Genomic DNA, 11,797 nt, shown 5'->3' on the forward strand with positions numbered 1-11,797 from the left:
GGTTAGCGCAGCCGGACGGGCAGGGTGCGCGCGCGGCCCTTGAAAACGCTTCCTCCGCGCCTATATTGGTCTTGAAGCCGGATCCCCCGGCAAGAACCCGGACCCAGGAGGACACGACATGAGCAACCCTCTCACCCGTCGCACCGACCCGTTGGACGACTTCTTCCGCGGCTTCTTCGTGCGCCCCGTCGACTTCGGCGGCCAGCAGCTCGCCACCCCGGGCACCGACGCGCCGCAGATGCGGGTCGACGTCAAGGAGACCGCGCAAGGCTACGAAGTGCATGCCGAACTGCCCGGCATGAAGAAGGAGGACATCCACGTGCATATCGACGGCCCGGTGGTGTCGATCAGTGCCGAGCGCAAGCAGGAGAAGGAGATCAAGGACGGCGAGAAGGTGCTGCGCACCGAACGCTACTTCGGCAAGATCTCGCGCAGCTTCCAGCTCGGCCAGGAAATCGACGAGGCTGCGGCAAGCGCGAAGTTCAACGATGGCGTGCTCGAGCTGAACCTGCCCAAGAAGGCCGAGGTCCAGGCCAAGCGGCTCAACATCGAGTAGACGCCTGCCCGGCAGTTCGGGACAAACGGGATTCAGGAGTGGCGCGATTCGCGAGCGGGTCTTCAGCCAGAGACCGAGTTCGGCAAGTGCGGCGCGGCAGCCATCGCGACTCGCGTCGCTCCTACAGCCCCCCGGAAGCCTCGCCGGTTCGCGTAGGAGCGACGCAAGTCGCGATCCCCCTGCAGCGCCCCCGAGGCCTCGCCGGTTTTCGTAGGAGCGACGCAAGTCGCGAGCCGCGTCGCACGCCATCCTCGACGGCGGCGCGGCAAACGCGCGGGTTCTACTTGCTCTTGATCATCGTGCCGACGCCGTGGTCGGTGAGGATCTCGAGCAACAGGCAGTGTTCCACGCGGCCATCGATGATGTGCACCGACTTCACGCCGTTGCGCGCCGCGTCGAGCGCCGAGCCGATCTTGGGCAACATGCCCCCCGACAGGGTGCCGTCGGCGACCAGGTCGTCGATCTGGCGCGGCGTCAGGCCGGTCAGCAGGTTGCCCGCCTTGTCCAGCACGCCCGGGGTGTTGGTGAGCAGCACCAGCTTCTCGGCCTTGAGGATCTCGGCGAGCTTGCCGGCGACCACGTCGGCGTTGATGTTGTAGGTCTCGCCCTCCTCGCCCACGCCGATCGGCGCGATCACGGGGATGAAGTCGCCCTGGTCGAGGAAGGAGATCAGGCTGGGATCGATACCGGTGATCTCGCCCACCTGGCCGACGTCGATCAGATCGCCCTCCGGCGCGCCGTGCTTCTGCATCAGCAGCTTCTTGGCGCGGATGAAGCCGGCGTCCTTGCCGGTGAGGCCCACGGCCTTGCCGCCGTGCTTGTTGATCAGGTTGACGATCTCCTTGTTCACCTGGCCCCCGAGCACCATCTCGACCACCTCCATGGTCTCGGCGTCGGTCACGCGCATGCCCTGGATGAACTCGCCCTTCTTGCCCATGCGGGTGAGCAGATTCTCGATCTGCGGGCCGCCGCCGTGCACCACCACCGGGTTGAGGCCGACCAGCTTGAGCAGCACCACGTCGCGTGCGAAGCAATCCTTGAGGTGCGGATCGGTCATCGCGTTGCCGCCGTACTTGATGACGATGGTCTTGTCGAAGAAGCGTTTGATGTAGGGCAGCGCCTCGGCGAGGATCTCGGCCTTGCGGGCGGGGGTGACGTCTTGCTGGTGAACGGGCTGGGTCATCGGGAGACTCCTTGAACGGACAAGGGGATTCTAGTGGCCAGCCCGCGGAACCGGAAGTGCACCGCAGCAAAGCCCGGTGAGGTAACGGTCTATATACATCCAGGCTATCCTGATCGTCTAAACGTTCAATTGGAACTATCAAGGCCGATCGCCGATACTGGCTCCATCGGACAAGGCGGCCCTGCCGCCACGCTCACAGGAGGATCCACATCATGGTCGACAAGGTCGCTCGCCTGCATTTCCAGCACGCCAGCCCGGCCGGAGCCCTGCGCGCGCTCAGCGGCTGGCTGATCGCCATCACCGGTCTGGCGCTGCTCGTCGCCCAGCTCGTGCGCAGCGTCGAGGGCTTCGACCTCGCCGTAACGGGCGCGATGGCAGGCGGCGCCATGGCGGCCGCAGCGACCGCGCTGGGTGCGGTGCCGCTGCTCGTCGTGCGCCAGATCGGCGCCAGCGTGCAGGGCATGCTGCTCGGCTTCGGCGCCGGCGTCATGCTCGCCGCGAGCGTGTTCTCGCTGCTGCTGCCCGGCTTCGACGCCGCGCTCGCGCAGACCGGCTCGGAGACCGGCGCAGCCCTGCTGGTCGCCTTCGGCGTGCTGCTCGGTGCCGGCGGCATGCTCGCCATGGATCGCGCCCTGCCGCATACCCACTTCCCCGAGGGCCGGCGCAGCGGTGCCGCGGTGTGGCTGTTCGTGTTCGCGATCGCCGTGCACAACATCCCGGAAGGTCTCGCGATCGGCGTGGCGGCCGGACTCGAAGGCACGGGCGCCGGCTCGGGCGACGCGGTCGCGGCAGGGATCTCGCTGCAGAACGTGCCCGAAGGCCTGATCGTCGCCATCGCCCTGGTGGCGGCGGGCTACGGTCGCTGGCTCGCCTTCGGCGTCGCGGCGGCGTCGGGCCTGATCGAGCCGATCGCGGCGATCGCCGGTTCGATGATGGTGTCGGTCTCGGCGAACATCCTGCCCTGGGGCCTGGCCGGCGCGGCCGGCGCGATGCTCTTCGTGGTCAGCCACGAGATCATCCCCGAGTCGCACCGCCGCGGTCACGAGACGCTCGCCACCGGCGGCCTGATGGTGGGCTTCGTGATGATGATGCTGATGGATACGCTGCTCGGGTGAGGCACGAGGCGTCCGCAGTGAAGCGCACCGAGCGGGGTGCAAAAGACGAAGGGCGCTCCGCGGAGCGCCCTTCGTGTGTTCGGGGTGGCGAGCCTGACCCCCGGCACTTGCAGGGAGCGGCTGTGGCTGCTGCCTTCCGGCCCTGACCAGGTTCACCGCGCTGCAATGCGGGGAGACCCGCCACGGCCGGCATTGTAGCAGCATGCCGGCCGCTGCGGTGCGGCAAAGAAGCCGCCCACCACCGCAGCGATCAACCCCGCGTGCAGCCCCTCATCAACCCTTGAGCTCGGGGAAGTCTTCCTCGAAGAACTCCAGCTCGCCGCGGGCGGCCTCGCCGCGCGCCTCTTCGGCCTTGCGCAGCTCGACGCGGCGGATCTTGCCCGAGATGGTCTTGGGCAGGTCGGCGAAGGAGAGGCGGCGGATGCGCTTGTACGGGGCCAGGCGTTCGCGGGTGAAGGCGAAGATGTCCTTGGCCAGCTCGCGGCTCGGCTCCTGGCCGGCGACCAGGATCACGAAGGCCTTGGGCACCGCCAGGCGCAGCGGATCCGGGCTCGGCACCACCGCGGCTTCGGCGACCGCCGGGTGCTCGATGAGCACGCTCTCGAGCTCGAAGGGGCTGATGCGGTAGTCGGAGGCCTTGAACACGTCGTCGGCGCGGCCGACGTAGGTGATGTAGCCGTCCTCGTCGATGCTGGCGACGTCGCCGGTGCGGTAGTGGCCGTCACGCATGACCTCGGCGGTCTTGGCCGGATCACCCGAGTAACCCACCATCAGGCCGACCGGACGGTGCTCGCCCATCACCAGCGCCACCTCGCCCTCGACCGAGGGCTTGCTCTCGGCATCGAGCAGGGCGATCTTGTAGCCGGGGAGCGGACGGCCCATGGAGCCGGGCTTGAGCGGCTGGTCGGGGGTGTTGCCGATCTGCGCGGTGGTCTCGGTCTGGCCGAAGCCGTCGCGGATGGTGATGCCCCAGGCCTTCTTGACCTGGTCGATGACTTCGGGGTTGAGCGGCTCGCCGGCACCGATGAGCTCGCGCAGCTTGGTCTTGACCGAGGCCAGGTCCTGCTGGATCAGCATGCGCCACACGGTCGGGGGCGCGCACATCGTGGTGACTTCGTACTTCACCAGCACGTCGAGCAGGGCCGCCGCGTTGAAGCGGTTGTAGTTGTACAGGAACACGCAGGCGCCGGCGTTCCAGGGCGCGAAGAAGCAGCTCCAGGCGTGCTTGGCCCAGCCCGGCGAGGAGATGTTCATGTGACGATCGTTGGGCTTGAGGCCGATCCAGTACATCGTCGAAAGGTGGCCGACCGGGTAGGACTGGTGGGTGTGCAGCACCAGCTTGGGCTTGGAGGTCGTGCCCGACGTGAAGTAGAGCAGCAGCGGGTCGTCGACGCGGGTCACGCCGTCCGGGGTGAAGGCGTCGGATTCGGCCGCGGCGTCCTCGAAGGCCTTCCAGCCGGCGGGCGCGCCGCCGACGGCGATGCGGCCGAAGCTGCCGGGCAGGTTCTCGAATTTGTCGGTGTGGGCCTTGCCGATCACCACGTGCCTGACCTGGCCGCGCTCGACGCGGTCGACGAGGTCCTCGGGGGTCAGCAGCGTGGTGGCGGGGATCACCACGGCGCCGAGCTTGATCGCGGCGAGCATGGTCTCCCACAGCGGCACTTCGTTGCCGAGCATGATCAGGATGCGCTCGCCGCGCTTGACGCCCTGCTTGCGCAGCCAGTTGGCGACGCGGTTCGAGCGCGCCGACATCTCGGCGAAGGAAAGCTTCGACTCGCGGCCGTCTTCCTCGATGATCCACAGCGCCGGGTTGTCGTTGCCCTTGGCCATCGCATCGAAGTAGTCCAGCGCCCAGTTGAACTCCTTCAGCTTGGGCCACTTGAAGCCGGCGTAGGCCGTCGCGTAATCGCTGCGGTGCTGCAGCAGGAAATCGCGCGCGGCGAGAAATTCGTTGACTGCGCTCATGGTTCTCTCCTCTCCAGGACGTCGTTGGAATGCTCCGGACGGGTGCATGCCCGCCCGATCCCGCTATTTTACGTTGACGTTAACGCAGCGCACCATTCTTGATCGAAATTATGTTTATGACCGGCAAAGTGCTTCACCCGCCCGATCGCCGCGGCAAGCGCCCTCGTCGCTCGCACCCGGGCTGCGGGGCGCCGCATCCACTGTCGATATACTTGCCGCTTGCGAGCGAGTATCGCCGCCGATCGTGCAAGGAGCAACCATGCCCCCCCCCTCTTCCCGCCTGCAAGCCCGCTACGGCCAGGAATCCATCCCCGCCGAGATCGCCCTCAACCCGCTCGTCGAGCACCTGCTCGACCACCGCTCGGTGCGCGCCTACCTGCCCGACCCGGTCACCGATGCCGAGCTCGCCGCGATCGTCGCCGCCGCGCAATCGGCGGCGAGTTCGTCCAACCTCAACGTGTGGAGCGTGGTCGCGGTGCGCGACGCCGATCGCCGCGCCAGGCTGGCCGAGCTCGCCGGCGACCAGGCCCACGTGCGCGAGGCGCCGCTGCAGCTCGTGTGGCTCGCCGACCTCGCCCGCCTGCGCCGCATCGCCACCGGCCTCGGGCGCCCGGCCGAGGGCCTGGACTACCTCGAGATGTTCCTCACCGGCGTCATCGACGCCGCGCTCGCCGCGCAGAACGGCGCGGCGGCGGCCGAATCGCTCGGCCTGGGCATGGTGTACATCGGCGGCATGCGCAACCACCCCGAAGAGGTCGCCGCGCTGCTCGGCCTGCCGCCCGGCGTGTTCGCGGTGTTCGGCATGTGCGTCGGCCGTCCCGATCCGGCGCGCCCGGCCGACATCAAGCCGCGCCCGCCGCAAGCGGTGGTGCTGCACCACGAACGCTACTCGCTCGACGCCCAGGACGCCGGCATCGCCGCCTACGACCGCGCGATGACGCGCTTCTACGCGGAGCAGAAGATGAACGTGCATGGCACCTGGAGCGTGCACTCGTCCAAGCGCATCGCCGGCCCCGAGACGCTCTCCGGCCGCCACCGCCTGGTCGAGGCGCTCCAGGCGCTCGGCTTCGCGCTCAAGTAATCCCCTCCCTCCTGCCCGCAAAGAAGGATCCGCCATGCGCAAACGCGACACGACGCTGAGCACCGACCAGAAGGCGCTCGCCATCAACCTGGACAAGTACAAATACGGCTCCATCGTCGAGATCGGCGCAGGGCAGGAGGTGGCGCGCCGCTTCTTCCACGTCGGCGCCGCCGCCGGCACCATCGCCAAGACCATGTCGGCCTACGACATGGCGGTCAGCGACGACATCTACGGCCACGTCGACCGCTACGTCAGCCGTGCCCGCCTGCTGCAGATGCTCGACAAGGAGTTCACCCAGGTCGTCGCCCGCCTCGCCCACGTGCGGCCGAAGAACACCACCTTCTTCGCCTACGCCGCCACCGTCACCGCGCGCAGCTTCAAGCAGAAGAACGAATGCCACGGCTGGGTCGGCATCCGCCTGCAGCTGCACCCGGGCGCCGCGCCGAGCGACGTGGTCATGCACGTGCGCATGCTCGACAACGACAACGCGCTGCAGTCCGAGGCGCTCGGCATCCTCGGCGTCAACCTCATCCACGGCGCCTTCTTCCACCACGACCAGCCCGAGTGGGTGGTGGAAGGTCTCGCCGACGGGCTCGGCTCCGAGCGCATCGAGGTCGACCTGATCCACTTCTCCGGCCCGTATTTCGACGAAGTGGAAAACCGCCTGATGAACCTGCACCTGATCCGCAGCTGGCTCACGCGCGCGGTGGTCTTCAACCCGCAGGGCGAGGTGGTGGTGCCGGGCGAGCTCCTCTACCGCAAGCCGGTGATGGTGATGCGCGGCAGCTTCAAGCCGGTGACCCTGGTGAATGTGGACATGATGGCCGCCGGCCTGCGCCAGTTCAGCCAGCTCGCCGCGGTCGACGACAAGGAGATCGTCTCGCTCGCCGAGATCACCATGAACTCGCTGATCAGCGGCGACAACGTGGACGGCGCCGACTTCCTCGCCCGCATCGATCTGCTCGCCTCGCAGGGCTACACGGTGATGATCTCGGACTATGTGCGCTTCTTCCGCCTGCGCGCCTACCTGCGCCGCTACACCCAGAAGCCGATCGGGATCGTGCTGTCGGTGCGCGACTTCGCCTTCCTGTTCGACGAGAAATACTATGAAGGCCTGGAGGGCGGCATCCTCGAGGCCTTCGGCAAGCTTTTCCCGGACAACACCCACGTCTATGTGTATCCGTCCCGCCCGCGCGGCACCGACGCCTCGGCCACGGTGACGCTCGACAACGTGGCCGTCCCCGCCAACCTGCGCCACCTGCTCGCCCACCTCAAGGAAAACGACAAGCTGGTGGCGGTGCAGCCGCACGACGACACCCACCTGCACATCGACATCGGTGAGGTGCTCACCGGCCTGCGCCGCGGCCGCGGCGAGTGGGAGACCGACGTGCCCGAGGCGGTTGCGCAACGCATCATCGAAGGCCGCCTGCTCGGCTACGATACCGAGTGAGCGGCCCTGTGCACGCCCCCACGACTCCGGACCCTGCAGCACGCGGGGTCTTTTTTTGAACTTCGGCGGGAGCGACGGTCTGTATTAATGCAGCGCAACATCCGCGCCGCAGGCTTGCACAAGCCTCTTGCTTTCGATCGCGCGCGCGGCATCCTGCGCACAGCGCATCCGCACCGGCACGGAGCACGGACATGAGCCCGCGAACCGCCCAGCTTTCCCCCATCGAGAACGCCCACGCCCGCGCGGCCGACGAGGTCCTCGCAGCGCTGGACAGCAGCCCGACGGGCCTCTCTGCGGACGAGGCCGCACGACGTCTCGCCGAGATCGGCCCCAACCGCCTGCCCGAGCCGCCCCGGGACGGCGTGGTCAAGCGCTTCTTCAAGCATTTCAACGACGTGCTGATCTACGTGCTGCTCGGCGCCGCCGCGATCACTGCGAGCCTCGGCCACTGGATCGACACCGGCGTCATCCTCGGCGTGGTGGTCATCAACGCCATCATCGGCTTCATTCAGGAAGGCAAGGCCGAGGAGGCGCTTGCAGGCATCCGCAAGATGCTGTCCCTGCGTGCCGAGGCCTGCCGCGACGGACACTGGAGCGCGGTGGACGCCGACGGCCTGGTGCCCGGCGACATCGTGCGCCTGCGCTCGGGCGACCGCGTGCCCGCCGACGTGCGCCTGATCGAGGCCACCAACCTGCGCATCGAGGAGTCCGCGCTCACCGGCGAGTCGGTCCCCGCCGACAAGAACACCGCCGCGGTCGAGGCCGCCGCCGGCGTCGGCGACCGCTTCGGCATGGCCTATTCGGGCACCCTGGTCGCCGCCGGGCGGGGCATCGGCGTGGCCGTCGCCACCGGGCCCGACACCGAGCTCGGCCGCATCGACCGCCTGATCGCCGAGGTGCAGCCCCTGCAGACCCCGCTCACCCGGCAGATGGTGCAGTTCAGCAAGATCCTGTCGGTGCTCATCGTCGGCCTGGCGCTGCTCATGCTGGGCGTCGGCCTCGCGGTGCACGAGCAGCCGCTGGCCGAGGTCTTCCTCGCCGCGATCGGCTTCGCGGTCGCGGCCATCCCCGAAGGCCTGCCCGCCATCCTCACCATCACGCTCGCGCTCGGCGTTCAGCGCATGGCGCGGCGCAACGCGATCACGCGCAAGCTCACCGCGGTCGAGGCGCTCGGCTCGGTCACGGTGATCTGCTCGGACAAGACCGGCACGCTGACGAAGAACGAGATGACCGTGCGCCACGTCCTCACCCGCGGCGGCTTCTACGAGGTCAGCGGCACCGGCTACCGCCCCGAGGGCGAGATCACCCTCGAAGGCAAGGTCGCCAGCCTGGCGCACCACGACCACCTGCACGCGCTGATCGAGGTCGTCGCGGTCGCCAACGACACCCACATCGCCGAAGAGGACGGCCAGTGGAAGGTCACCGGCGAGCCCACCGAGGGCGCGCTGCGCACGCTCGCGCACAAGGCCGGCTTCGACGCCGGCGCGCACCAGCGCCACGACAGCATCCCCTTCGAGTCGGCCAACAAGTTCATGGCCACGCTCGACACCGCCCCCTGCGGGCAGCGCCGCATCCTGCTGAAAGGCGCGCCCGACCGCCTGCTCGAGCGCTGCCGCCACGAGCTCGGCGCCGACGGCGAGCTCGTGGCGCTCGACCGCGCCTTCTGGGAGGAGCGCATCGACGCGCTGAGCGGCGAGGGCCTGCGCGTGCTCGCCGCCGCCGCGCGCGACGTGCCCGACAGCAAGGACGCGCTCGTCATCGAGGACCTGCAGGAGGACATGGTCTTCCTCGGCCTCATCGGCATCATCGACCCGCCGCGCCCGGAAGCGATCGCGGCGATCCGCTCCTGCCACGAAGCCGGCATCCGCGTGAAGATGATCACCGGCGACCACGCCGGCACCGCGCGCGCAATCGGCATCGAGATGGGCCTGGGCACGGCCGACGCGCTGAAGGTGATCACCGGCGCCGAGATCGAGGCCGCCAGCGACGAGGAACTGCAGCGGATCGCCCACGACTGCGACCTCTTCGCGCGCACCAGCCCCGAGCACAAGCTGCGCCTGGTCGAGGCCCTGCAGGCGCGCGGCGAGGTGGTGGCAATGACCGGCGACGGGGTCAACGACGCCCCCGCGCTCAAGCGCGCCGACGTCGGCGTGGCGATGGGCATCAAGGGCACCGAGGCCACCAAGGAGGCCGCCGAGATCGTGCTCGCCGACGACAACTTCTCCACCATCGAGCGCGCCGTCGAGGAAGGTCGCACGATCTACGACAACCTGCGCAAGGCCATCCTCTTCATCCTGCCCACCAACGGCGCCCAGGGCTTCGTGATGCTCGCCGCGGTGGTGCTCGGCCTCACCCTGCCGCTCACGCCGGTGCAGATCCTGTGGGTGAACATGGTGGTGGCGGTCACGCTGGCGCTTGCGCTCGCCTTCGAGCCCGCCGAGCCGGGCGTCATGCAGCGCCCGCCGCGGCGCCCCGGCGCGCCGATCATGGACGGCGCGATGCTGTGGCGGGTGGGCTTCGTGTCGCTGCTGATCGGCGGCGCCACCATCGTCTCGTTCGAGTATTCGCTGCTGCAGGGCATGGAACTGCAGGCCGCGCGCACGATGGCGGTCAACACCCTGGTGGTCGCGCAGGCCTGGTACCTCTTCAACAGCCGCTTCCTCACCGCCTCCAGCCTCTCGCCCGCGCGCCTGTTCACCAACCCGGCGGCGCAGGTCTCGGTGCTGATCCTGGCCCTGCTGCAGCTCGGCTTCGTCTACCTGCCCTTCATGAACACCTGGTTCGGCACCACCCCGCTCGCGCTCGAATACTGGCTGCCCCCGCTCGCGATCGGCGCGCTGGTCTTCCTCGTGATCGAGGCCGAGAAGGCGCTGCAGCGGCGATACGGGGCGCGCAAGAGCGGCTGAGCGGGCGCCTCGCCAGGCGCCGATCGCGACTTGCGTCGCTCCTGCAGAACCGACACATCCTCGGATCGCCTGCAGGAGCGACGCAAGCGGCTTCGCCACGTGCCGCGTTCGACTTCTCCCGCGCGGGGCTCCTCTGCGGGTGGTCGCGCCGAGCCTCCCCGTGCAGCTCCGGTGCGGACCGCTCGCACCACGACTCGCGCGCATCCGGTGCATGACGTCGGCCGCAAGGAGGCGGACAATGTCCCGCACGCCCGCTTCGGCCCACCCCAACCAGACGGAGCATCCGATGAGCAAGCACAAACCGATCGACATCGCCGGGTTTCGCGTCGAGGGCGGCAAGAAGGTCGACCTCGCCGACTGGCCGACCAAGGTCCGCGCCGTCTACGACTCGAAGAGCGACTACGAGGAGCGCCTGGACGCCGGCACCGAGCGCCTGGCCGAGCTGCAGGAGATGCTCTACGCCCACGACCGCTACTCGCTGCTGGTGATCTTCCAGGCCATGGACGCGGCCGGCAAGGACGGCGCCATCCGCCACGTCATGTCGGGCATCAACCCGCAGGGCTGCCAGGTGTTCAGCTTCAAGCACCCGAGCCCCACCGAGCTCGACCACGACTTCCTGTGGCGCACCCACGTCGCGCTGCCCGAGCGCGGCCGCATCGGCATCTTCAACCGCTCGTACTACGAGGAGGTGCTGATCGTGCGCGTGCTCCCCGAGATCCTGCGCGGCCAGCAGCTGCCCGACGAGACCCTGGCCGCGCGCGACTTCTGGGGCGAACGCTTCCGCTCCATAGTCGACGCCGAGGCCCACCTGCACCGCAACGGCACGCGCATCGTCAAGATTTTCCTGCACCTTTCGAAGGACGAGCAGCGCGACCGCCTGATCGCCCGCATCGACGAGGAAGACAAGAACTGGAAGTTCGACGAAGGCGACATCGAGCAGCGCAAGCACTGGGACAAGTACATGGCCGCCTACGCCGACTGCCTGCGCGCCACCAGCACGCCCGATTGCCCATGGTACGTGGTGCCGGCCGACGACAAGAAGAACGCCCGCCTGATCGTCTCGCAGATCCTGGTCGACACCCTCGCGGGGCTCGACCTGCACTACCCCGAGACCAGTCCGGCACGGCGCGAGAAGCTCCTCGAGATCCGCCGCCAGCTCGAAGCCGGCGAGGTCTGACTTCGCCGGCCTCCGGATGCACCACGACGTCTTGTGGGAGCGACGCGTTGTGCTGCGTTCCGGCCGCGTTACCCTTTGACGCGTCCGGATGCACCACGACGTCTTGTGGGAGCGACGCGAGTCGCGATTGCAGCCTGCGGGAGTCGTGGCGCGGACCGAAGTGCCGCGGTCGCGACTTGCGTCGCTCCCACAAAAGACCGCGCACTGCCGTCGCCGCGACGCCCACCCCGGGCCGTGACAGCGATCGATCTCCCGTGGGAGCGACGCGAGCCGCGATCCCTGCGCCGGAGATCCGCTCGGCGGTCCGTCGTGCGCCGCATCGCGACTGGCGTCGCGCCTGTCGCCCCCGGGCGCGGCGGTTTCT

8 protein-coding genes and 1 other RNA gene are annotated in these 11,797 nt (G+C 68.7%); 6 read left to right on the forward strand and 3 right to left on the reverse strand.

The features are described from left to right. Positions 1–118: 118 nt before the first annotated feature. A complete protein-coding gene (locus C665_RS05720) occupies positions 119–556 on the forward strand; it encodes an Hsp20/alpha crystallin family protein (protein ID WP_004302477.1) in 438 nt (145 codons plus the stop codon). A 280-nt stretch (positions 557–836) separates the two neighbouring features. Here C665_RS05720 and argB read toward each other — a convergent pair whose 3' ends face one another. Next, on the reverse strand, positions 837–1,739 hold the full coding sequence (argB, locus tag C665_RS05725) for an acetylglutamate kinase (RefSeq protein WP_004302479.1): 903 nt from the start codon (positions 1,737–1,739) through the stop codon (positions 837–839). A gap of 212 nt (positions 1,740–1,951) precedes the next feature. Between argB and C665_RS05730 the strand changes: the two genes are divergently transcribed. Beyond that, positions 1,952–2,854, forward strand: a complete 903-nt coding sequence (locus C665_RS05730; RefSeq protein WP_004302481.1) for a ZIP family metal transporter — start codon at positions 1,952–1,954, stop codon at positions 2,852–2,854. Positions 2,855–2,937: 83 nt separating this feature from the next. Here C665_RS05730 and ffs read toward each other — a convergent pair. Next, positions 2,938–3,036, reverse strand: an RNA gene (ffs, locus tag C665_RS20115) — signal recognition particle sRNA small type. A gap of 91 nt (positions 3,037–3,127) precedes the next feature. Beyond that, positions 3,128–4,819 (reverse strand): AMP-binding protein, encoded by a 1,692-nt coding sequence (locus tag C665_RS05735; protein WP_004302482.1) that lies wholly within the window; start codon positions 4,817–4,819, stop codon positions 3,128–3,130. 259 nt (positions 4,820–5,078) lie between these two features. On the opposite strand from C665_RS05735, the gene C665_RS05740 reads away from it, so the two are divergent. The 4 genes from C665_RS05740 (at position 5,079) to C665_RS05755 (ending at position 11,433) form a co-directional block, all read left to right on the forward strand. Continuing rightward, on the forward strand, positions 5,079–5,900 hold the full coding sequence (locus tag C665_RS05740) for an NADPH-dependent oxidoreductase (protein ID WP_004302484.1): 822 nt from the start codon (positions 5,079–5,081) through the stop codon (positions 5,898–5,900). A gap of 34 nt (positions 5,901–5,934) precedes the next feature. Further along, positions 5,935–7,350, forward strand: a complete 1,416-nt coding sequence (locus C665_RS05745) for a hypothetical protein (RefSeq protein WP_004302485.1) — start codon at positions 5,935–5,937, stop codon at positions 7,348–7,350. A 191-nt stretch (positions 7,351–7,541) separates the two neighbouring features. Continuing rightward, the gene (locus C665_RS05750; protein WP_004302487.1) at positions 7,542–10,256 is read left to right on the forward strand and encodes a cation-transporting P-type ATPase; all 2,715 of its coding nucleotides are present in this window, start codon (positions 7,542–7,544) and stop codon (positions 10,254–10,256) included. 286 nt (positions 10,257–10,542) lie between these two features. After that, positions 10,543–11,433, forward strand: a complete 891-nt coding sequence (locus C665_RS05755; RefSeq protein ID WP_040828643.1) for an ADP-polyphosphate phosphotransferase — start codon at positions 10,543–10,545, stop codon at positions 11,431–11,433. The last annotated feature ends 364 nt before the right edge of the window (positions 11,434–11,797 follow it).

This window comes from Thauera aminoaromatica S2, from assembly GCF_000310185.1.
In the GTDB taxonomy this organism is placed as follows: domain Bacteria; phylum Pseudomonadota; class Gammaproteobacteria; order Burkholderiales; family Rhodocyclaceae; genus Thauera; species Thauera aminoaromatica.